This is a genomic window from Pseudomonas sp. 1912-s (assembly GCF_029269205.1).
Classification (GTDB): domain Bacteria; phylum Pseudomonadota; class Gammaproteobacteria; order Pseudomonadales; family Pseudomonadaceae; genus Aquipseudomonas.
Window position 1 is genome coordinate 218290 of record NZ_JARIXR010000004.1, and the last position, 20784, is coordinate 239073.

The following is a 20784-nucleotide window of genomic DNA, read 5'->3' on the forward strand; positions in this document are numbered from 1 at the left end:
TCGACTATCTAGACTCTCGTCACCGCCCGCATCAACACGAGAAACCCATGGAGCTTCAGCAACGCAACAACGTCAGGGTACTTGGCGACGGTCCATCGACGCTGGTGTTCTCCCATGGCTTCGGCTGTGATCAAACCATGTGGAGTTATCTGTTTCATCACTTCACCGGGCGCTTTCGCGTCGTGCTGTACGACCTGGTGGGTGCGGGGCAGTCCGACCTGGGCGCGTACGACGCGGAAAAATACGGCTCGCTGGCCGGCTACGCCCGCGACCTGGGCGAAATCATTGAGGAATACGCCATTGGCCCGGTCATTCTGGTGGGGCACTCCGTCAGCGCCATGATCGGTGCGCTGGCCGACCGTCAGTCCCCCGGGAAAGTCGCCGCGCATGTGATGATCGGCCCGTCGCCCTGCTATATCGACTCGGGTGCCTATACGGGCGGGTTCACCCTCGACGACATCCATTCGTTGCTCGATACCCTCGACAGCAATTACCTCGGCTGGTCCAGCACCATGGCGCCGGTGATCATGGGCGCCCCCGGGCAACCGGCCCTCGGTGAAGAACTGACCAACAGCTTCTGCCGCACCGAGCCTGAAATCGCCAAGCGCTTCGCCCGAGTGACCTTCCTGTCGGACAACCGCCAGGACATCGCCGGCCTGATGACCCCCACACTGATTTTGCAGTCCACCGACGACTTGATCGCACCGGTCTGTGTGGGCGAGTACCTGCACGCCGCAATGCCTGCCAGCACCTACTGCCTGGTGGACAACGTGGGCCACTGCCCGCACATGAGTGCACCCGGCGCCTGTTCGGCGGCCATGGACAGTTTCCTGTTGCCATGGGTGGGCGCCGATGCCAGCCGATGACCTGTCACTGCCGGACGCCCAGCGCCTGTTCGACGGCGCGCCCTGCGCACTGGTGGTCACCCGGGAAGACGGCACGATCGAGCAGGCCAACCAGTGCTTCAGCGACTGGACCGGCTTCAGTGCCGGCGAATTGAAGGGCCGGCGGTTTCAGGACTTGCTGACGATGGGCGGGCGAATCTTCCATCAGACCCACCTCGCCCCGCTGATGAAAATGCAAGGCTCCATCGCCGAAGTAAAACTCGACCTGCTGCACCGCGACCGGCACACCGTCACGGTGCTGCTCAACGGCGTGCGGCATGAACAGGCGGGCACGGTCTACAACGAGTTGGCCCTGTTCGGTACCACCGACCGCGATAAGTATGAGCGTGAACTGCTCAACGCCCGCAAGCTGGCTGAAGCCTTGCTGCTGGAAAAGACCGCCGCCGAAATGGCGCTGCAGCAGGCTCAGGCCGAACTGAACAACGCCTATGAAATTGCCCAGCGCCGGGCATTGTTTGCCGAGCAAATGGTGGCGATCGTCAGCCATGACCTGAAAAACCCACTCACCGCGATCAAAATGGCCTCGGAAATCCTCGCCCGCGGCGAACGCAGCCCCAAGGAGCGCCAACTGCTGGGGCATATCGGCCTGTCCAGCGACCGGGCACAGCGAATGATCGCCGACCTGCTGGACTTCACCCTGGCCAGAGTCGGCCAGGGCATCGGCATTAGCCCGGTGGTCATCGACCTGCACACGGTCACCCGGGACAGCCTCGATGAGTTGCGGGTGGCCTTCCCCCAGGCAACCCTGAACCATCAGGCCACCGGCAGCGCCAATGCCTTCCTGGATGCCGACCGCGTCCAGCAAATCATCGGCAACCTGGTGGCGAACAGCGTGGCCTACGGCGACCTGCAACACCCGATAACGGTCACCTCGCACCAGGACGAGCAAGAAAGCAGGTTGTCGGTGCATAACCAGGGCGCGGTCATTCCTAAAGCGTTGATTGCCGTACTGTTCGAACCCATGACCCGTGGCGCCGACCAGGACAGTGAGGTGCGCAGCGTAGGCCTGGGGCTGTTCATCGTGCGGGAAATCGCCCAGGCCCATGGGGGTGATGTTTCAGTGAGTTCCAGCCTGGGCCAGGGCACAACCTTCAGCGTGCACTTTCCATTGCGCACCCCATAACCGCATCCTCGACAATGCCGTGGAGAATGGTTTGCACGGCGCCCGTCAATACCACCCCGCCGTGCCCGGCCCAGTGCACCGTCAACGTACCGCCGTCGCATTGCACGTCGACGGTGTGATCCAGCAGCCCGCGACGGATCCCGTTGACCACTGCGCCACAACAGCAAGAGCCCGAGCCCTGCGGAATGCCGCCGCCACGTTCCCAGATGCGCAGGCGAATATGGCCACGGTCCAGCACCTGCACGAAGTGCACATTGGTTTTTTCGGGAAACAGCGGATGGGTTTCGAGCACCGGCCCGATGGCTGCAATGTCGATGACCGCCAGATCGTCGACAAAGAACGTGCAGTGCGGGTTGCCCATGCTGCACGCCGCCGGGTCGCCCTCAAGCGGCAAGTGTTCGGTGTTCGTTGCTTGCGCCAGCGGAATGGCTTCCCAGCCCAATGACGGCGGCCCCATGTCCACCGACACCCGCTGGCCCGATTCGCGCACGCAGGTCAGCAGGCCCCGGTTGGTACGCAGCAGCACGGAAGTGGTGCCGGCTTCGCGCATCAGCATGTCTGCCACCCCACGGGTGGCGCTGCCGCAGGTGTCGAGCGGCGTGCCATTGGGGTTCCAGAACAGGATGCGGGCGGCGGCGTCAGCACAATCGAGCACCACGGCCAGTTGATTGAAGCCGATGCCGCGATGGCGATCCCCCAGGCGGCGGGCGACGTCAGACGTTATCGGGTCATGCTGGCCGCGCCGGTCGATCACGATGAAGTCATCACCGTGGGCGTGCATCTTTACGAACTGCAAGGTCATGGGCGTCCTGTTCCAGAGCTGTCTCTGCGCCCAAGCATACGGACGTAATGGGTATTTCATCAAATACCCGGCAAGCTCATGTTAACGTCGCGCGATTGCGCCATGGCCACTCAATCCCAGAGAGAAAGCATGCTACAACGCCCCCTGACAACCGTGGTTCTGGCCGCGCTGCTCGCCTCGTTCGCCCACGCTGCGGTGGCCGCGCCCCCCGTGCTGAGCGCGTGCCAACCCGCCAGCTCGAACCCGACCTCCAAATCGCTGCTCGCCGCCGCCCAGCGCCACCTCGGCGACCAGCCCGACGCCCTGCCCCATCTGCACACCGAGGGCACGCTGCCCAACCAGGGCATCCGCGAGCAAAGCATTGCCGCCGAGAAGGACTGGCCGGTGATGCGCCAGGCGGCCCTGGCCTGGCGCCTGAGCCGTGATACGCGCTACCTCAAGCAAGTCGACGACTACCTCAGCGCCTGGGCCAGCACCTATCAGCCGGATTTCAACCCGATCGACGAGACCAACCTCGACATGCTGATGGGTGCCTACGCGCTCACCGCCAGCGACCTTCGCCCCCAGACCCGCGACGCCACCCGCGCGCTGCTGACCAGCCTGGGCAACGGCTACATCGAGCGCATCAAGCAATTCCATGGCGAAAAGAAAGCCACCAACACCAATAACTGGCAAAGCCACCGCGTGAAGCTGGTCACCGTGGCCGCCGCCGCATTGGGCGACCGCGAGATGCTGGAAGAGGCCTTTCGGCTGTTCCAACAACAGATCACCGACAACGTGCTGCCCGACGGCTCGGTCACCGACTTCCAGGACCGTGATGCCCTGCACTACGTGGTCTACGACCTGGAGCCGCTGGTGCAGGCGGCGTTGGCGGCCAAGCCCTACGGCATTGGCGGCAACTGGCTGGACTATACCGCCGCCCACGGTGGCTCCCTGAGTGAAGCACTGGACTGGCTTGCCCCGTATGCCAAGGGCCAGCGCAGCCACGAAGAGTTCGTGCACACCCACGTGCAGTTCGACAAAGACCGCGCCCGCGTCGGCGAGCCGGGCTACAGCGGCGAATGGAACCCGAAAAGCAGCAATACGCTGTACTGGCTGGCGGCGCAGTTGGACGCGCGGTATTTGCCGGTGGCTGAACAGCTCGCGCCCAAACCCTCGGACTGGATCAGCGCCTGTTATTTGAAGTGAGCCGTCCGTTAGACTGAGCCGACTCACCCATTCGAAGGATCGACAATGCTTATCGTATTCAGCGGCCTGCCCGGCACCGGGAAGACCACAATTGCCAAGGCCCTTGCTGTCCAGACCGGTGCTGTTTACCTGCGCATCGACACCATCGAGCAGGCCATCCGGGACGCAGGGGTCCTGGTACAGGGCGTGGGCAGCAGCGGTTATCAGGTGGCCAATGCGCTGGCGTTGAGCAATCTGGCTCTGGGCCAAAGGGTGGTGGTTGATTGCGTGAATCCGGTGGCTGAAAGCCGTCAGGCGTGGCGCGAAACCGCTCTGCGCGCGGGTATGCCGCTGGTGAATATCCAGGTGGTTTGCTCAGACCCACGTGAACACCAACGCCGGGTGGAAACACGCACCGGCGATATTCCCGGGCTCACGCCGCCCACCTGGCAATCCGTATTGGCCCATGAATATGAGCCGTGGCAAGCATCGCCGTTTACCGTCGACACCGCGCACGTGTCGCCCAGCGAGGCGCTGACAATGATCAGCGCGCAGCTCAGGGTTTAGAGCGCACTTTCCATCGCCTTCATCAACACCGGGTCCCGCCCGTAGATATCCGGCGCGTACAGCAATGCGCCCTTGCCATCGACCTGCACCGTCCAATACCCCAACAACACCGGTACCGGCGTCGCGAGCCGGAACTCGTGGGTGGTTTCTGTCGCCAGCAGTTCTTCGGTGCGGATCTTCTCTGCCGGGCTCACCAGCAAGTCCCGCAGTTGCAGCGGCTGTTCAACCCGCACACACCCGGAGCTGAAAGCCCGTGGCCCCTTGGAGAACAGCGGCTGGCTCGGGGTGTCGTGCAGGTACACCGAATACGGGTTGGGAAAGCGCAGCACGATCCGGCCCAGCGGGTTGCGCGGGCCGGCGCCCTGGCGCAGCAGGATGTTGCCGGGGTGCGACCAGTCGACCTGTTCCGGCGCCAGCGGGTTGCCCTGGCTGTCGAGCACCTGCAGGTTCTGTTGACGCAGGTATTCGGGGTTCAGGCGGATGGCCGGCAGCTTGTCCTCGCGCATGATGGTGGGCGGAATGGTCCAGGTGGGGTTCAGGGTCAGCCGGGTGATGCGCGACTTCAGCAGCGGCGTCTGGCGGTCGGCGCGGCCGACTTGCAGGCGGGTTTGCCACACCGGTACGCCGCCCTGGTAGAAGCTCAATTGCGCCGCTGCCACGTTGACGAGTACGCCTTCGGGCTCAAAGTCCCGGGACAGCCAGCGAAACCGTTCAAGGTTGATGCGCAACTGTTCGCGGCGAATCGCCGGGCTGATGTTCAGCTCGGTGACGGTACCGGGCCCGATCACGCCATCGGCTTGCAAGGAGTGGCTCAACTGGAAGGTCTTGACCGCGTTCACCAGTTCACCCCGGTACTGCGTACCGGACGAGGTGATGCTCAGGTAGCCGCCATTGACCATTCGCCGCGCCAGTTGCGGCACCCGCGCATCGTCCATGCCCGGACGCAACAGCGGGCCGCTGGCGACCGCGTCCCAATGGGGCAACGGTTGCTGGCGCAGTGCGGCGTAGGCACTGCGCAGGCTGAGGTATAACGGCGCGCTGGGGCGGGCCTGATCGAAGGCTTGGGGAATGTTCTGCAGGCCGGCCTCGGCCATCGCCAGCACCTGGGTGTCGGGGTCCTGGGCCGGTGGTTGCGAATGCCAGAGGGGTTCGAAGCGCGACTGCTGCAGGCGGCCGAAATGCAGGTCCTGCAGGGCTTGCAGGTATTGCTGGCTGCTGCCGATGTCGCTGCACAGCACGTTCCCCGTGGCCTCCAGCGAAGGCAGTCTATAGTGAGTCGGATCCAAGCCGTCATCGGCCAGCATCAGCAGTTGGGCTTGCAACGCGGTGCGGCGCTCACCCTCCGACCAGAGCACCACGTCCCCCTGCTGCTGATAAAAAGCCTGCAAGCGCGCCAGTGAAGGGGCGTCGACTTGCCCGGCCAGGCCGGGGCAAACCGTCGACAATTGCGAGAGCGCCAGCTGCACCGGGGCCGGCGACACCACCAACAGGTCTTCGGCTGTCGCGACCAGCGGTGCAACGAGCAGGCAAATGCTCAAGTAACATGCGTGTTTTTTGAACAATCGCTTAGCTCCCATCCACGGCGGAGATGCTCTATACATGCTGACCTTTTGCTGCCGACTCGGCCTGATCATCTCGACCTTTGCCTCGCTGAGCACCGTTGCGCTCGCAGACACGGGTAAACCTCATACTCTGTATAGCAGCCTCGCCCACGCGGCTCCAGAACTCAACCCCGCTGTGCTTAAAAGTGCCCTCACGGCCATGCAGTGCGCTGTAGGAAACGGCCTTGAACAGTCCGATCGACTGGCCGTCATCGACTATTCCCAACCATCGACCGCCCGTCGCCTGTGGATCTTCGACCTGCGCAAGAAGACGTTAGTGCTGCGGGACCTGGTGGCCCACGGGCAAAAATCCGGGGAAAACTTTGCCACGCAGTTCTCCAACCGCGAGGGCAGCTACCAGTCCAGCATTGGCTTGTTCCGCACCCAGGAGAGCTACGAAGGCGCCCATGGCTACTCATTGCGCATGGACGGCCTGGAGCCGGGGTTCAATGACCGTGCGCGGGACCGCGCCATCGTGATTCATGCCGCCGAGTACGTCAGCCCCTTGTGGAGCAAGCGCGAAGGCCGCATCGGCCGCAGCCAGGGTTGCCCGGCCGTGCGCCCGCAAGTGGCGCGCCAGGTGGTGGATAAGCTCAAGGACGGCCAGTTCATGTTTTCCTGGTACCCCGACCAGCGCTGGCTGAAGTCCTCGGCCTACCTCAACTGCAAGCCACGCCAGATGGCGAGTGCCGGCACCGTCAAAGGCGGTTGATGGTCTCGCCGTTGCCGTGCACCATGCGGCTCACGCCACCAGGAACTTCACCGTGTTCCTGGGCTTGATGAGAGAGAGACCCTAGATGCTTTTACATCAATCCACCTGGATCGAGATTGGTCAGTTTCTGGAACGCAGCCGCAGCATCGTGATTCCCATCGGTTCCAACGAGCAACACGGCCCCACCGGCCTGCTGGGCACCGACTGGATGTGCCCGGAAATCATCGCCCATGAAGCGCAAAAAAACGCCGACATCCTGATCGGACCGACCTTCAATATCGGCATGGCGCAACACCACCTGGGCTTTCCCGGCACCATTTCCCTGCGCCCTTCCACCTTTATCGCGGCGATTGGTGACTGGGTGCGCTCGCTGGCGGGCCACGGTTTCGAAAAGATCCTGTTCCTCAATGGCCACGGCGGCAATATCGCGTCGATCGAAGCGGCGTTCTCCGAGCTGTACGCTGAAGCGAGCTTCACCGGGCGCCCGTCGGGTTATGCGCTGAAGCTGTGCAACTGGTGGGACCTGGAAGGCGTGAACGAACTGGCGCATCAGCAATTTCCGGTCGGCCACGGCAGCCATGCCACGCCGTCGGAGATCGCGGTGACCCAATGGGCCTACCCGCACGCGATCAAGTCGGCTGACTACTCGCCGCAAATCGCCAACACGGGCCCGATCCGCGAAGCCCGCGACTTCCGCGCCCGCTTCCCGGATGGCCGCATGGGTTCGGACCCGGCACTGGCTACCCCGCAAAAAGGCGGTGAGTTGGTGGCGTTGGCGGCAAAAGGCCTGGTGAAGGCGGTCGATGCGTTCAGCAGCGAGCCAAAGCCGAGCTGATTCATTCGCTCAAGGCAATGAAGATCAAATGTGGGAGCTGTCGAGCCCCAGCGAGGCTGCGATGGGATCACCTCGGTGTCACTGTAAGACCGCAGCGATGCCATCGCAGCCTCGCTAAAGCTCGACAGCTCCCACACTGGATCCGCGCCAGTCGATTACAGGCAATCCCGCGCCGCATGTTCGAAACGCGACGGCTTGAACGGCGACGCCACCGGCTTGCGCTCGTACAGGAACACCTTGCCGCCGTCCTGCGCCTTGTAGACCTCCAGAATGTTGTCTGCGGCGATCTTGCTGCTCACCACGATCCGGGCGTGCCGCGAGTTCTGCGTCACGGTGGCGGTCATCTCGTATTTCTCGAACTTGGGCACCACGCACTGCACATAGGCCTCGGGTTCCTTGGCAGTTTGCAGGGTGAGGGTTGGAGCGTTGGGGGCGGACGCACAGCCCGTCATCAAAACAGAAGCAAAAGCCATCGCAGGCACTAACAACACGCGCATAAAAAATCCTGAAAAATAGAAGAAGTGGGCTAACCGGCGGCGACCAACGCCTTGAGCGAGGCATCGAACTGTTTCAATGCATTCAACTGAACGTCGCGCTGCTGCCCAATCTGTGCAGCGATCTGGGGCGCCGTTTTGTCATGTACCCATACAGAAGGCAAGTGCATTTGCATCGAACCCTCGGCTTTGGCGATGTATTGCAGGTCAATGTCATAGAATTTGGCCACAAACCGCGCCTCCACCACGTCATTGCGCTGGGTCAACAACTGGTTGTAGGTGTCGAGCAGCACCACCACATCCGGATGCGCCTGCAAGAGTTCATCAAGGGTGTCGTAACGGGTGACCGAGGCAAAGGTGTGCCGCAGGGACGTCATCAGCCAGTCAATCGCCAGGTCCGGGTCGGAGCTGTCGACAAACGCCTGGCGAATTTCCTCGTCCAATTGGCCCTTGGCACCATTGACCGCCATGTCGTGGTAGCGCGCCAGGTACTGCAGGTTATCGAGGGTGTTGTCGCTGTAGAGCACGCCGACCGATTGCGAGTGTTGCAAACTCAGCGGGCTGGCGGCGATGGGCGATAAATGACTGGCTTGCAGGCCCCCGGCCACCGCCGACGCAGCTGCGCCAATCCCGCTCATCAGCAGCGCCACCAGGGCCAATCCAGTAAAAGTCCTCATCGCAGGGTCCTTGCACATCATTTCCGATGAAGGCAATTGTCCTCCTTTTCCAGAAAAACAGAACTCGCAATACTTGATGGTGACTATTATCTGGAGCAATAGTGTCGTGCAGGCCGCCCCACACAAAATGATAAGGAATGCCTATGAACCCCCATCAGAAAACCTTCGACCGCATCCGTGAAGCCGTGCTGCCGGAATTTCGCGACCGGGTTGCCGAGTACCTGGTCGATTATGAGGACGTGCTGCTGCACAACGCCGCAGAACCGGAAGTGGTCTACGCCATCGCCCAGCAACTGCGCGGGTACTTGCGCGGTTTGAACACCACCCGGGTGCTGGGCATGGCCGACTGGGAGGACCTTGACCGCCGGGTGGTACAGACATGGCTGGTGTTGCTGGAAGCCGAATAGCCGCGCGCAACGGGCTCAGCGGATATCCACGCGGTAACGGAAGTGTTCGGCATGGCCACGGCCGCGTCGCAACTCCAGGGGTTGGCCGGCGTAATCCCGGGCCAGCCGCTCGATCACCATCACCGGGCTGCCCACCGGCACCTGCAGCCAGCGCGCCCACACCTCATCGATGGACTCGGCGGTAAGGGCTTCCTCGGCAGACGCCACGACCTGCCCGCAGACCTCTTCGTAGGTCGGGTACAACAACAAGCCCTGACGGGTCAGGTCGACGTCCAACAGCGCCTGGAAGCGCGCACGCGGCAGCCAGATTTCCTCGGCCAGTACCGGCCCGGTGTCCAGCACGTGCACCCGCACGATGCAAATCACCGGCGCATCCGGCTCCAGCCCCAACACCTCGCTTACCGACAACGGCGCCTTCACCGGCTTGACCGACAGGATCCGGCTCTGTGGCAGCTGGCATTCTCCGCCCGGGCCCTGGAAGCGGAAACACCGGAACAACGACGATTGAAACTTCGGGCGGCGCACAAACGTACCCCGGCCTTGTTGGCGTTCCAGGATGCCTTCACCGACCAGCGCCTCGATGGCTTTACGCACGGTGCCGGTGGACAGCTGGTATTGGGTGGACAGCACCGCCTCAGGGGGAATCGCCGCCCCGGCTCGCCAGTGGTTATTGGCAATCTGCTCAATCAGATGATCCCGAAAGCGTTGGTACAGCGGCAGGCGGGAGTCACTCGACAGTATATTCATGGACCAGGATTCACTTTGTAATTGAGAAGGTGACTACAGCGACGGTCGTGCCTGCTTGACCCATTCCTGGACCGAAGGCCGTTGCCATTGGCGCCGGGCGTACGCCACCAGGTTGGCGGGCACGCTGTCACCGTTGAGGATCAGCCGGTTGAGCATCACGGCCAGGTCCACGTCGGCAATCGACCACTCGCCGAACAGGTAGTCGCGCCCGTCAGCCAGCAGCGCCTGTGCCGCGCTGATCAGCTTTTGCGCTGCCGATTGCGCTGCCGCCGACAGCGGCTCGCCCTTGAGCCCGTAAAACACCACCAGGGTCGAACGCTCCTGGCGGATCGGCATCAGGTCACTGCGCAACCACGCCTGAACCTGGCGCGCCCTCGCCCGCTGGCGAGGTTCTGCCGGGTACACCGGGACCTGTGGGAACACTTCTTCCAGGTACTCGGTAATCGCCGAGGACTCGGACAACGCAAACTCACCCTGCACCAGGGTCGGTACACGCCCGGTCAACGACAACTGGGCGAACGCCTCGGACTGGTTCTCGCCCGTGTCGAGGTTCAGGGTGACCAGCTCGAACTCCAGGCCTTTTTCCCGCAGGGTCACGAACGCCGACATCGCGTAGGGGCTGGTGAAGTGGGCGTCAACGTACAGGCGTAGCGAGCGATTGTTCACGACGGGATCTCCTTGGCTGGAACGCCACACTACGAGATCCCGGGACGCAAATGAAATGCAGGGTTTTTATGGGGGCATTCCTGTCTGGAATACCAGCGATAATGGCAATACTATGGCGTCTAGCCACCCTGCCCTTTACACCCAAAAACAGATCAAGGAACGATCAATAGATGAAACAAGCGGTAGTCGTCATCCACGGCATCGGCGAGCAGCGCCCGATGGACACCCTGCGCAGCTTCGTGGAAGCGATGATCCCGGCGGACACCCCCGAGGCCACGCCGTTCTACTGGAGCAAACCCGACCGTTTTTCGCGCAACTTCGATTTGCGCGTGTTGAAGTCGGCGGGCCGCAACACCACGGATTTCTACGAGTACTACTGGGCCCACAAGATGCAGGGCACCAAGGTCGGCCACCTGCTGAGTTGGCTCTGGGACATTTTCAAGCGCCCGCGCCGGGATATTCCCACCGCCATCGTGCCGATCTGGCGCGCCACCCGCTGGACCGTGCTGGCCCTGCTCGTGCTGCTGGTCAGCGGCACCCTGGCGACGCTGTATGGCCGGTTCCCCCACAGTGACAATCCCTTTGCCCTGATCCCGGTGCTGCTGGCGGTGATCGGCCTGGGCTTGAAGTACTCGGCGCTGTCGTACCTCGGCGACGCCGCCCGCTACCTGAGCCCCAACCCGCAGAACGTGGCGGTGCGCGAACAGATCCGCGCCGATGGCGTCGACCTGCTGCGGGCCCTGCACGACAAGGGCGACTACGACCGCATCATCGTCGTCGGCCACAGCCTGGGCAGCGTGATTGCCTACGACATCGTCGGCTACCTGTGGCACGAACATCACGACCAGTTGCATCCCACCAGCCCGGAACTCGCCGACCGCTACGCCAACCACGAGCGCCTGCAACCGGTGGTCCAGGACACGCTGCCCAAGGCCGGAAACGCCCTCGACGGTCGCCTGCAAAGCCTGCTGCGGTTTCGCGAGCAACAGGCCGAAGCCTTTATCGAACAACGCAACCTCGGCAACCCGTGGCGCATCACCGACCTCGTCACCGTCGGCAGCCCCATGGCCCACGCCAGCCTGCTGCTGGGCCGCAGCGTGAGCGACTTCCAGCGCCGCATCGAACGCCGCGAAGCGCCCGCCTGCCCGCCCACACTCGACGAAAAGGGCTATGGCTACAGCGGCCGGCTTTCCCTCACGGTGGGCCAGCGCCCCTTTTCACCGCTGTACCTGCACCACGCCGCCGCGTTCGCCGTGACCCGCTGGACCAACCTCTATTTCCCAGCGCCAATGGGCCTGTTTGGCGACATCGTCGGCGGCCCGGTCAGCCCGGTGATGGGCGCCGGCGTGCTGGACCTGCCGGTCACCGTGGGCAAGTGGAAAGGCTGGCTGGCCAAGTCCTGGCTCAGCCACACCCACTACTGGAGCGAACGCGGCGGCAAGCAGGGCTACCTCGGTAAACTGGCCACCGATGAGGCGGCAATCACCCTCGGCGAACGCCCGTCGGCGACGCAAGCGCTGCGTTGGGCGATCGATCTCAAAGGTGTTCGGCGTTTTCGCCAGGCGGGCGCCAGGGACATCGTGGCCGAATCAGAGGCCTAGCCCGAAAAGCCACCGCTCTCCAGAAACGCCCGCTCCTCTTCTGTCGTGACCCTGGCCAGCACCTCATTACGATGGGGAAAGCGCCCGAACCGCTCGATGATGCGGGCATGCTCTTTTGCCCAGTGATAGGTATTGGCATCGAGTTCCTTGTTCAGCGCCACCGACAATTGCTGATCCTCGGGGTCTTCAGAATGCTCGAACGGCAAATAACAAAACGCCCGCAACGGGGTTTCAATCAACGTGTCCATCCCCGCCTCGACCATTTGCCGCGCATACAGGCGCGCCAGCGGGTCGGTGGCGAACATATGCGCCGTGCCACGAAAGGTATTGCGCGGGAACTGGTCCAGCAGCAACAGCAACGCCAACGCGCCTTCAGGTGATTGCATCCAGCCCTCCAGCTCACGCCGGGCCGCCTGTAAATGCAACGTGTAAAAAGCCTCCCGAAAGCGCTGGTCAAACGCCTCATCCTTGGCAAACCACAGCTTGGGCCCCGCTTGCTTCCAGAACTCAATAACCGCCCGCGATCCATTTTCCATCGTCGTCACAACCCTCTCCTCACTCACGCCCCAAATTTCATCATCACTCTAAACAAAACCTTTAAAGTTTCGGAATGTGTCTGAATGTTTCTACTGCACAAAGGTATTGTTGATGATCCTACGCCTCGCCCAGATTTTCAGTGACTCCAACACCCAGGTTCGCACCAAGCTGTTTGGCATCTACGGGGTATTGATCGGCATTAACGTGGCCGCCTGGGTTTGGGCGCTGGTGGCGTTCCATGATCATCCGGTGCTGCTCGGCACGGCGCTGCTGGCCTACGGTTTCGGGCTGCGGCATGCGGTGGATGCTGACCATATTGCTGCCATCGACAACGTCACCCGCAAGCTGATGCAGGAAAACAAACGCCCGGTGGCGGTCGGGTTCTTTTTCTCCCTGGGGCACTCTTCGGTGGTGGTGCTGGCGTCCATTGGCGTCGCGTTTGCGGCGTCGGCGATGCAGGACCGGTTTGAAGGCTTCAAGGCCATCGGCGGAGTGATCGGCACGTCGGTCTCGGCCTCGTTCCTGTTGGTGATCGCCTTGATGAACCTGGTGATCCTGCACGCGATCTACAAGGCCTGGCGTCATGTGCGCCAGGGCGGCGCGTACGTGGAGGATGACTTTGACCTGTTGCTGGCAGACCGTGGCTTTATGGCGCGGCTGTTCCGCCCGGTGTTTCGCCTGATCAGCCGCAGCTGGCACCTGTACCCGCTGGGTTTCCTGTTCGGCCTGGGTTTCGACACCGCCACCGAGATCGGCCTGCTGGGGATTTCTGCAACACAGGCATCACAGGGTCTTTCGCCGTGGGCGATCATGGTGTTCCCGCTGCTGTTCAGTGCCGGCATGTCCCTGGTGGACACCCTCGACGGTCACCTGATGCTGGGGGCGTATGGGTGGGCGTATATGAAGCCGATCCGCAAGATCTACTACAACATGACCATCACCCTGGTGTCGGTGGTGGTCGCGGTGGTGATCGGCAGTATTGAAGCGCTGGGGTTGATTGGTGACCAGCTGGATTTGAAGGGGGCGTTCTGGGGCTTTATCGGCGCGCTGAACGACAGCTTCGGGATGCTGGGCTACATGATCATCGGGATCTTTGTGGCCAGTTGGGCGATCTCGGTAATGCTATATCGCCTCAAGGGGTTTGACCGGATTGAAGTGAAGGCGGGTTGACCTTCTGGCTGTGCAGCCCGCTCAAGCTGGAGGTGTGGCGCAGGGACTTTTGTGGCAAAGGGGGCTTGTTGTGGTTAGCGGGGCTTGTTGTGGCGAGGGGGCTTGTCCCCCGTTGGAGTGCGCAGCGCTCCCAGCTTTTTTGGGGCCGCTGCGCAGCCCAACGGGGGACAAGCCCCCTCACCACAACAAGCTCCCTCGCCACAAGATATTCATAGGTTTGGGCGGCTTAGAAATCCACCGTCGCCGATAACTTCACGGTCCGCGGCTCGCCCTGGGTCAGGTAGTTATTGGCCGTCGACGCCGACGACCAATACGCCTTGTTCGCCACGTTCTCCACGTTGGCGCGCAAGGTGATGTACTTGTCGTCGGCCTTGAAGCCATACCGCGCGCCCAGGTCGACGCGGGTCCAGGCCGGAATGCTCAGGCTGTTGGCGGCGTTGACGTATTCGCCCCCGGTGCGCAGCATCCGTGCGCTGACCGCCGCGCCCTGGAGGCCCGGCACGTCCCAATCCGCGCCGACGTTGTACTGGAAGCGCGGCACGCCGGCGGCGCGGTTGCCGTCGGTGGCGCCGTTGGAGGTGCTCTTCTGTTCGGTGTCCATCCAGGTGGCGCCGGCCAGCAGGCGCAGGCCGTCGATGGGCTCACCGAACACGTTGAGTTCTACGCCTTTGTTGATCTGCTCACCGTCGACAGTAAAGGTGTCGAGCCGCTGCCCCGGGAAGCGGGTGGTGGCATTGTTCGGCTGTTCGATGCGATACACGCCCAGGGTGGCGCCGTAGTTTTCCCAGTCCAGCTTGACCCCGGCTTCCGTCTGCTTGCTGCGCTTGGGCGGGAATACCTCGCCGGGGTTGGTGACGTTCGTGAGCGGTGCCGTCGGGCCCTGGGCCAGGCCTTCAATGCGGTTGGCGTAGAACGACACGTGCTCCCACGGCTTGATCACCAGGCCATAGACCGGCGTGGTGATGGACTCCGAATACGGCGTGCCCCGCACACCGGAGGCGGTGTTCCAGCTGTCCACCTCGATCGTCTGGCGCCGCACCCCCAGGGTCAACAGTACCCGATCATCAATAAAGCCCAGGGTGTCGGACACCGCCGCACTCTTGATCCGGTTCTTGCCCACAACCCGCGGGTCGTGAATATCACTGCCGAAATAGGTGTTGGTCGGCCGCGGTGTTTGCGTCGGGTTGTACAGGTTGCCGGGTTGACGGTTCGCCACCAGGATCGCCTCATAAGCCGAGCGTTGCTCGCCCCAGATCCCCGACAGCCCGAGGTTCATCTGATGGGTCACCGGCCCGGTAGCGAAGTGGCCGTTCAAGCCGGCCATTGCGCTTTTGTTGTCTTCGTCGTGGGGCGAATACAGGAAGCCCACCTTGGCGCTGCCATCGTTGCCGACATACAACGATGAATACTGGCCGTTCTCCCGGGTGTGCTTGGCGCCGCCTGCGGCGTAGGCCGTCCAGTTATCGTTCAAATCATATTCGGCATTCACCATGCCGTAGGTGTCTTCCAGCTCCGACCAGCTCCAGTTCTGGGCGTAGTTGTCGTTGGCCGACGGCGCATGGGGCACCTGGGTACCGGTCGGGTACACCACCGCACGACCGTTATTGATGCGCTCTTTCTGGTAGCCAAAGTCGGTGGAAACCCGCAGGCGCTCGCCGCGGTAATCCAGCGCGACGGCAATCAACTGCGAGCTTTTGTTTTCGTCATCCACGCCGGTGTCGCCACCGTGCCTGGCCAGGTTGACCCGGGCGCCGAAGCGGTTGTCTTCGCCAAAGCGCTGGCCGAGGTCCAGGTGGCCGCCGGTCTGGCTGTCGCTGGTGTAATCAAGCGTCACGCTGCGGGTGGGCGTAGCTTCGGCGCGCTTGGGCACCAGGTTGACGCTGCCGCCGATCCCGCTGCCCGAGGGCGACACGCCGTTGACGAACGCGTTCGGTCCCTTGAACAGCTCCACCCGCTCCAGGGCTTCGGTGGTGATGATCTGCCGGGGCAACACGCCGTACAGGCCGTTGAAGGCGATGTCATCGGTGCTCAGCGGCAGGCCGCGAATGGTGAACACCTGGGAGAAGTTACCGAACCCGGCCGACTGGCGCACCGAGGCGTCGTTGAGCAGCACGTCGCCGACTGTTCGCGCCTGCTGATCGGCGATGGTTTTCGAGGTGTAGCTGACCACACTGAAGGGCACGTCGCTGATGGACCGGTTGCCCAGCACGCCCAGGCGTGCCGAACGTGCCACCTGGCCGCCGCCGTACGTGTCCGCCTGCGCCCCGCTCGCCTCGCCGCTGATGGTGGTGGCGCCCAGCTCCAACGCGCCACCGCTGGCCTGAGGCACCACGGTATAGCCATTGGCGCCGGTGCCCTGCAGGGTATAACCGCTGCCCTGCAGCAACTGGGCAAAGCCCGATTGCGCGCTGTAGCTGCCCTGCAACCCCGGGCTCTGTTGATCGTTGAGCAGCGTGGAATCGAACGACAACGGCACCCCGGACAGTGCTGCAAACTGCGCCAGCACATTCCCCAGCGGCCCCGGCGCGAGGTGATAGCTGCGCGCCGCACTGCTTTGCGCCGCGTCTTCTGCCTGCGCGCTTTGCAGCGGCGCGATGGCCGCCAGGGCGACTGCCAGGCTCAGTGCTTTCAGGGGGCGGGGGCAGTTCGGGAGCGATCTGGCGGTCATGGGCATTCCTGTCGGCGCGGCGCAAAGTTGAGGGTTCTCCCCTACACCGAACGACAACGAAAAAGGTATCAGCGAACGTTGAAAAAAGTTCAGCGCGGCTCGACCGTCACCCAATACCCGGTGACGCTGCTGACCTTAACCGGCAAGGTTTCCTGCAACAGGTGCAGGCTGGCGTCGGTATCGCGCAGGGAAAACGCCCCCGACACGGTGAGGTTGGCCACCGAGTCATGGCAGCGCAGCACGCCGGCGCGATAGCGCCCCAGCTCATCCAGCAAGTCCGCCAGGCGCATGTGCTGGGCCAGGAGCATGCCGTTTTCCCAGGTCAGGGCGCTGACGTCCAACGGCTCCACAGCAGCCACACCGTCTGCGCTGAAGGCGCCCTGCTCGCCCGCCTTGACGATCACGCCCTGGCTGGCATGCTCCGGCAGCAACTCCACAGCACCTTCGGTCACCGCCACTCGGCTGCGCTGCTCACCCACCCGCACACTGAACCGCGTGCCCAAGGCCCGGGCGGTGCCGTGGCGGGTCTGGACGATAAACGGGCGGTGAGCTGCGTCCTTGGCGGTGGTGATCAACACTTCACCCTTGAGCAACTCGATGCGCCGTACCTGCTCGGAGAACGCGATATTCAACGAGCTGCCGGTGTTGATCAGCAAACGCGTGCCATCGGGCAAAGTAAGGTTCTTTTGTTCGCCGATCGCCGTGTGCTGGTCGGCGGTCCATTGCTGCCAGGGCAACTGCCGATACGCCAGCCAGGTCGCCGGGCCTGCCGCCAGCAACAGCCCGAGCGCCTGGCGTCGGCCGAGGGGCTTCTTGCGCCCGATGCGCTTGAGGGTATCGCCGGCAATCGCCGCCGGCACCGTGTTGAAATCCCCCAGAATCGCCTGCGCCCGTTGCCAGGCCTGCGCGTGCTGGGCGCTGCGGCCCTGCCATTGGGCGATGGCGCGGCGGTCTTCGTCGGTGGCGCTGCCGGACTGCAACTGCACCATCCAGTCGGCGGCTTCACCGAGGATCAGCGGATCGATCGACTGGCTCATGCCACGCTCAGGCAGGCCAGGAAGGCGTCGCGCATGTAGCGTTTGACCGAGATCAGCGACACGCCCAACGCATCGGCGATCTGCTGATAGGTCAGGCCGTCGATCTGCGACATCAGGAACGCCTGGCGGGTCTTTTCCGGCAGGTCCCGCAGCATCGCCTCAATGCGGTACAGCGCTTCGAGGATCAACCAGCGGGTTTCCGGCGACGGTACATGCTGCTCGGGCAGGTGTGCGATGGTTTCCAGGTAGGCGCGCTCGACTTCCTGGCGGCGCCAACTGTCGATCATCAAGCCCTTGGCGATGTGGGTGAGCAACGCCCGTGGTTCGGCGCCCAGGTTGCTGCTGGCCTGGCGGGTCAGCAGGCGCATAAAGGTGTCGTGGGCCAGGTCGGCGGCATCGCTGGCGTTGCCCAGCTTGCGGTCCAGCCAGCGGTGCAACCATCCATGGTGTTCGCAGTACAGGTCCTGGATATGCAGATTGAGGGGAGACGACATGCCGATCACCGGGGCGCGCCGGAGCGGGGAGGCTCAAGCGTAATTAAGAATTGATCGCATTCTAATCTGCATCGGCGGTGCTGGCAATTTCACGGTTTTTTGAGCGCTGGAGATTCCTGTGGGAGCTGGCTTGCCTGCGATGGCGGTGTATCAGTCGCCAACGATGCAAGCGGGTCCGCCGCTATCGCAGGCAAGCCAGCTCCCACATTTCTGGTCTTCACCCGGCGTGTTATACCGGGTGCCTGGATCAGGCCAGTTCAGCCCGCAGTTGACGCGCCGCCGTCACCATGTGAATCAACGCCGCTTCCGTCTCCGGCCAGCCGCGGGTTTTCAAGCCGCAATCCGGGTTGACCCACAGGCGTTCAGCCGGAATACGCTTGGCCGCCTTGCGCAGCAGGTTGGCCATTTCCGAGGCGTCCGGCACCCGGGGCGAGTGGATGTCGTACACGCCCGGGCCAATGTCATTCGGGTAAGCGAAGGCTTCGAACGCGTCCAGCAGCTCCATGTCCGAGCGCGAGGTTTCGATGGTGATCACGTCGGCGTCCATGGCGGCGATGGACTCGATCACATCGTTGAACTCGCTGTAGCACATGTGGGTGTGGATCTGGGTTTCGTCACGCACACCGCAGGCGCACAGGCGGAACACTTCGGTGGCCCAGTCGAGGTAGTGCTGCCACTGCGCCCGACGCAACGGCAAGCCTTCGCGGAAGGCGGCTTCGTCGATCTGCACGATCCTGATGCCGGCCGCTTCCAGGTCCAGCACTTCGTCACGAATCGCCAGCGCCAGTTGGCGGGCCTGCTCTTCGCGGCTCACGTCTTCGCGGGGGAACGACCACATCAGCATGGTCACCGGGCCGGTCAGCATGCCCTTCATCACTTTGTTGGTCAGGCCCTGGGCATAGCGGATCCACGCCACGGTCATGGCGTTCGGGCGACTCAGGTCACCGAAAATCACCGCCGGTTTCACGCAACGCGAACCGTAGCTCTGCACCCAGCCGAAGCGGGTAAAGGCATAACCCTCCAACTGCTCGGCGAAGTATTCGACCATGTCGTTACGCTCGGCTTCTCCGTGCACCAGCACGTCCAGGCCGAGGTTTTCCTGCACTTCTACCGCGTGACGAATCTCGCTGTGCATGGCTTCGACGTATTCGGCTTCGCTCAACTTGCCGGCCTTGTACGACTGGCGCGCCAGGCGGATCGAGGCGGTCTGCGGGAACGAGCCGATGGTGGTGGTCGGGAACAGCGGCAGGTTCAGGCCGGCACGTTGTTTCTCGATACGCTGGGTAAACGGCGAGTGACGCTGGCTGTCTTTGGCGGTGATCGCCGCCACACGCACTTGCACAGCCGGCTTGTGGATGCGCGGGGAAGCGGCACGGGCCGCTTGTACGGCGCGGCTTTCGGCCAGGGCGGCCACCACGCTTGGCGCTTCAGGCTGATTCACGGCCTGGGCCAGTACGGCGACTTCTTCACACTTTTGCACCGCAAACGCCAGCCAGCTTTTCAGCTCGGCATCCAGTTTGTCTTCACGGCCCAGGTCCACCGGGCTGTGCAGCAAGGAGCAGGACGGCGCCACCCACAGGCGATCACCCAATCGCTGATGAGCGTGCTGCAAGGTGGCCAGGGCTTTTTCCAGGTCGCAGCGCCACACGTTACGGCCATTGACCACGCCCAGGGACAGCACCTTATAAGCCGGCAGGCGATCCAGGATGACCGGGTACTGATCCGGAGCGCGCACCAGGTCTATGTGCAGACCGTCCACCGGCAGGTTGGCGGCCAGGCCGAGGTTCTCTTCCAGGCCGCCAAAGTAGGTGGCCACCAGCTTCTTCAGCGGGTCGCGCTGGATCAGGTTGTAGGCGCGCTCAAACGCATTTTTCCAGTCCTGTGGCAGGTCCAGGACCAGGATCGGCTCGTCGATCTGCACCCACTCCACCCCCAGGTCCGCCAGGCGCTGGAAGATCTGGCCGTACAGCGGCAGCAGGCGGTCCAGCAGGTCGAGCTTGTCGAAATCGCCGCCCTTGGCCTTGCCCAGCCACAGGTACGTCAGCGGGCCGATGACCACCGGTTTGACGGTGTGACCCAGGTCGCGGGCTTCCTTGACCTCTTCGAACAGTTGATCCCAACCCAGCTGGAACTGCTGGTCGGCGCTGAACTCAGGGACCAGGTAGTGGTAGTTGGTGTCGAACCACTTGGTCATCTCCTGGGCGTGGGCACCGCCGCAGCGGTTGTCGCTGACGCCACGGGCCATGCCGAACAACGTGTGCAGGGTGGCTTTGCCGTCGACCGGGCGGAAGCGTTCAGGGATCACACCGAACATCAATGAGTGCGTCAGCACCTGGTCGTACCAGGCGAAGTCACCGACAGGCAGCAGCTCGATGCCGGCTGTCTTTTGCAGGTCCCAGTGCGCCTTGCGCAGCTCGCGGCCTACGGCGCGCAGCCCGGCTTCGTCGAGTTCACCCTTCCAAAACGCTTCCTGCGCTTTTTTCAGTTCACGATCGCGACCAATGCGCGGGAATCCAAGGGAATGGGCAACGGCCATGACGTAAAGCTCCAATGTGTGAGTATGGGAGCCATTGT

The 20784-nt window shown here is 63.1% G+C and carries 20 protein-coding genes; 9 read left to right on the forward strand and 11 right to left on the reverse strand.

What is annotated here, in order from left to right:
• Positions 1–47 precede the first annotated feature (47 nt).
• Together P3C29_RS07445 and P3C29_RS07450 are read left to right on the forward strand one after the other, a co-directional pair.
• Positions 48–866: an alpha/beta hydrolase gene (locus P3C29_RS07445; protein ID WP_275964199.1), complete on the forward strand. Its 819-nt coding sequence runs from the start codon at positions 48–50 to the stop codon at positions 864–866.
• Positions 853–2028: a PAS domain-containing sensor histidine kinase gene (locus tag P3C29_RS07450; RefSeq protein ID WP_275964200.1), complete on the forward strand. Its 1176-nt coding sequence runs from the start codon at positions 853–855 to the stop codon at positions 2026–2028. Before P3C29_RS07445 ends, P3C29_RS07450 begins: the two co-directional genes overlap by 14 nt.
• Here the strand turns inward: P3C29_RS07450 and dapF are convergent.
• Positions 1997–2830 (reverse strand): diaminopimelate epimerase, encoded by an 834-nt coding sequence (dapF, locus tag P3C29_RS07455; RefSeq protein WP_201124492.1) that lies wholly within the window; start codon positions 2828–2830, stop codon positions 1997–1999. The genes P3C29_RS07450 and dapF overlap by 32 nt on opposite strands.
• Positions 2831–2959: 129 nt before the next feature.
• On the opposite strand from dapF, the gene P3C29_RS07460 reads away from it, so the two are divergent.
• Both P3C29_RS07460 and P3C29_RS07465 read left to right on the forward strand, forming a co-directional pair.
• On the forward strand, positions 2960–4018 hold the full coding sequence (locus P3C29_RS07460) for an alginate lyase family protein (RefSeq protein ID WP_275964201.1): 1059 nt from the start codon (positions 2960–2962) through the stop codon (positions 4016–4018).
• Positions 4019–4063: 45 nt separating this feature from the next.
• Entirely contained in the window at positions 4064–4564 is a 501-nt protein-coding gene (locus P3C29_RS07465; RefSeq protein ID WP_201124493.1) for an AAA family ATPase, read from the forward strand.
• Here the strand turns inward: P3C29_RS07465 and P3C29_RS07470 are convergent.
• Positions 4561–6126, reverse strand: a complete 1566-nt coding sequence (locus tag P3C29_RS07470; protein WP_275964202.1) for a L,D-transpeptidase family protein — start codon at positions 6124–6126, stop codon at positions 4561–4563. The two genes, P3C29_RS07465 and P3C29_RS07470, sit on opposite strands and share 4 nt — an antisense overlap.
• Positions 6127–6163: 37 nt before the next feature.
• Between P3C29_RS07470 and P3C29_RS07475 the strand changes: the two genes are divergently transcribed.
• Positions 6164–6877 (forward strand): murein L,D-transpeptidase catalytic domain family protein, encoded by a 714-nt coding sequence (locus tag P3C29_RS07475; RefSeq protein ID WP_010171825.1) that lies wholly within the window; start codon positions 6164–6166, stop codon positions 6875–6877.
• Positions 6878–6962: 85 nt separating this feature from the next.
• Entirely contained in the window at positions 6963–7712 is a 750-nt protein-coding gene (locus P3C29_RS07480) for a creatininase family protein (protein ID WP_201124495.1), read from the forward strand.
• Positions 7713–7867: 155 nt separating this feature from the next.
• Here the strand turns inward: P3C29_RS07480 and P3C29_RS07485 are convergent, their stop codons facing one another.
• Both P3C29_RS07485 and P3C29_RS07490 read right to left on the reverse strand, forming a co-directional pair.
• Positions 7868–8209, reverse strand: a complete 342-nt coding sequence (locus tag P3C29_RS07485; protein WP_169388821.1) for a hypothetical protein — start codon at positions 8207–8209, stop codon at positions 7868–7870.
• A 29-nt stretch (positions 8210–8238) separates the two neighbouring features.
• Positions 8239–8883, reverse strand: coding sequence for an ATPase (locus tag P3C29_RS07490; protein WP_169388822.1), 645 nt, complete (start codon positions 8881–8883; stop codon positions 8239–8241).
• Between the two features lie 143 nt (positions 8884–9026).
• Here P3C29_RS07490 and P3C29_RS07495 point away from each other — a divergent pair, with 143 nt between their 5' ends.
• Positions 9027–9290, forward strand: a complete 264-nt coding sequence (locus tag P3C29_RS07495) for a hypothetical protein (protein ID WP_010171830.1) — start codon at positions 9027–9029, stop codon at positions 9288–9290.
• A gap of 15 nt (positions 9291–9305) precedes the next feature.
• On the opposite strand, the gene P3C29_RS07500 is transcribed toward P3C29_RS07495, so the two are convergent.
• Positions 9306–10037, reverse strand: coding sequence for a GntR family transcriptional regulator (locus P3C29_RS07500; RefSeq protein ID WP_010171832.1), 732 nt, complete (start codon positions 10035–10037; stop codon positions 9306–9308).
• Positions 10038–10070: 33 nt separating this feature from the next.
• Entirely contained in the window at positions 10071–10703 is a 633-nt protein-coding gene (gene yfcF, locus P3C29_RS07505) for a glutathione transferase (protein WP_169388824.1), read from the reverse strand.
• A gap of 170 nt (positions 10704–10873) precedes the next feature.
• Between yfcF and P3C29_RS07510 the strand changes: the two genes are divergently transcribed.
• Positions 10874–12304 (forward strand): hypothetical protein, encoded by a 1431-nt coding sequence (locus tag P3C29_RS07510; RefSeq protein ID WP_201124496.1) that lies wholly within the window; start codon positions 10874–10876, stop codon positions 12302–12304.
• Here P3C29_RS07510 and P3C29_RS07515 read toward each other — a convergent pair.
• On the reverse strand, positions 12301–12840 hold the full coding sequence (locus P3C29_RS07515; RefSeq protein WP_169389392.1) for a DUF924 family protein: 540 nt from the start codon (positions 12838–12840) through the stop codon (positions 12301–12303). The genes P3C29_RS07510 and P3C29_RS07515 overlap by 4 nt on opposite strands.
• 112 nt (positions 12841–12952) lie before the next feature.
• Here P3C29_RS07515 and P3C29_RS07520 point away from each other — a divergent pair, with 112 nt between their 5' ends.
• Positions 12953–14011 (forward strand): HoxN/HupN/NixA family nickel/cobalt transporter, encoded by a 1059-nt coding sequence (locus P3C29_RS07520; protein WP_201124497.1) that lies wholly within the window; start codon positions 12953–12955, stop codon positions 14009–14011.
• Positions 14012–14237: 226 nt separating this feature from the next.
• Here P3C29_RS07520 and P3C29_RS07525 read toward each other — a convergent pair whose 3' ends face one another.
• The 4 genes from P3C29_RS07525 to metE all read right to left on the reverse strand — a co-directional run bounded on the left by P3C29_RS07525 (position 14238) and on the right by metE (position 20746).
• Positions 14238–16679: a TonB-dependent receptor gene (locus tag P3C29_RS07525; protein ID WP_275964203.1), complete on the reverse strand. Its 2442-nt coding sequence runs from the start codon at positions 16677–16679 to the stop codon at positions 14238–14240.
• 89 nt (positions 16680–16768) lie between these two features.
• A complete protein-coding gene (locus P3C29_RS07530; protein ID WP_010171843.1) occupies positions 16769–17716 on the reverse strand; it encodes a FecR domain-containing protein in 948 nt (315 codons plus the stop codon).
• Complete coding sequence (locus P3C29_RS07535; protein WP_088422446.1) at positions 17713–18210, reverse strand: sigma-70 family RNA polymerase sigma factor; 498 nt, start codon at positions 18208–18210, stop codon at positions 17713–17715. The genes P3C29_RS07530 and P3C29_RS07535 overlap by 4 nt, the downstream gene beginning before the upstream one ends.
• A gap of 247 nt (positions 18211–18457) precedes the next feature.
• Positions 18458–20746, reverse strand: a complete 2289-nt coding sequence (gene metE / locus P3C29_RS07540) for a 5-methyltetrahydropteroyltriglutamate--homocysteine S-methyltransferase (RefSeq protein ID WP_275964204.1) — start codon at positions 20744–20746, stop codon at positions 18458–18460.
• Positions 20747–20784: the final 38 nt, after the last annotated feature.

What these genes read in the sequence shown, in the direction of transcription:
- P3C29_RS07445 (WP_275964199.1), top strand. Translation starts at nt 48, where the DNA reads ATGGAGCTTCAGCAACGCAACAACGTCAGGGTACTTGGCGACGGTCCA.
- P3C29_RS07450 (WP_275964200.1), top strand. Translation starts at nt 853, where the DNA reads ATGCCAGCCGATGACCTGTCACTGCCGGACGCCCAGCGCCTGTTCGAC.
- dapF (WP_201124492.1), bottom strand. Translation starts at nt 2,830, where the DNA reads ATGACCTTGCAGTTCGTAAAGATGCACGCCCACGGTGATGACTTCATC.
- P3C29_RS07460 (WP_275964201.1), top strand. Translation starts at nt 2,960, where the DNA reads ATGCTACAACGCCCCCTGACAACCGTGGTTCTGGCCGCGCTGCTCGCC.
- P3C29_RS07465 (WP_201124493.1), top strand. Translation starts at nt 4,064, where the DNA reads ATGCTTATCGTATTCAGCGGCCTGCCCGGCACCGGGAAGACCACAATT.
- P3C29_RS07475 (WP_010171825.1), top strand. Translation starts at nt 6,164, where the DNA reads ATGCTGACCTTTTGCTGCCGACTCGGCCTGATCATCTCGACCTTTGCC.
- P3C29_RS07480 (WP_201124495.1), top strand. Translation starts at nt 6,963, where the DNA reads ATGCTTTTACATCAATCCACCTGGATCGAGATTGGTCAGTTTCTGGAA.
- P3C29_RS07485 (WP_169388821.1), bottom strand. Translation starts at nt 8,209, where the DNA reads ATGCGCGTGTTGTTAGTGCCTGCGATGGCTTTTGCTTCTGTTTTGATG.
- P3C29_RS07490 (WP_169388822.1), bottom strand. Translation starts at nt 8,883, where the DNA reads ATGAGGACTTTTACTGGATTGGCCCTGGTGGCGCTGCTGATGAGCGGG.
- P3C29_RS07495 (WP_010171830.1), top strand. Translation starts at nt 9,027, where the DNA reads ATGAACCCCCATCAGAAAACCTTCGACCGCATCCGTGAAGCCGTGCTG.
- P3C29_RS07500 (WP_010171832.1), bottom strand. Translation starts at nt 10,037, where the DNA reads ATGAATATACTGTCGAGTGACTCCCGCCTGCCGCTGTACCAACGCTTT.
- P3C29_RS07510 (WP_201124496.1), top strand. Translation starts at nt 10,874, where the DNA reads ATGAAACAAGCGGTAGTCGTCATCCACGGCATCGGCGAGCAGCGCCCG.
- P3C29_RS07515 (WP_169389392.1), bottom strand. Translation starts at nt 12,840, where the DNA reads ATGGAAAATGGATCGCGGGCGGTTATTGAGTTCTGGAAGCAAGCGGGG.
- P3C29_RS07520 (WP_201124497.1), top strand. Translation starts at nt 12,953, where the DNA reads ATGATCCTACGCCTCGCCCAGATTTTCAGTGACTCCAACACCCAGGTT.
- P3C29_RS07525 (WP_275964203.1), bottom strand. Translation starts at nt 16,679, where the DNA reads ATGACCGCCAGATCGCTCCCGAACTGCCCCCGCCCCCTGAAAGCACTG.
- P3C29_RS07530 (WP_010171843.1), bottom strand. Translation starts at nt 17,716, where the DNA reads ATGAGCCAGTCGATCGATCCGCTGATCCTCGGTGAAGCCGCCGACTGG.
- P3C29_RS07535 (WP_088422446.1), bottom strand. Translation starts at nt 18,210, where the DNA reads ATGTCGTCTCCCCTCAATCTGCATATCCAGGACCTGTACTGCGAACAC.
- metE (WP_275964204.1), bottom strand. Translation starts at nt 20,746, where the DNA reads ATGGCCGTTGCCCATTCCCTTGGATTCCCGCGCATTGGTCGCGATCGT.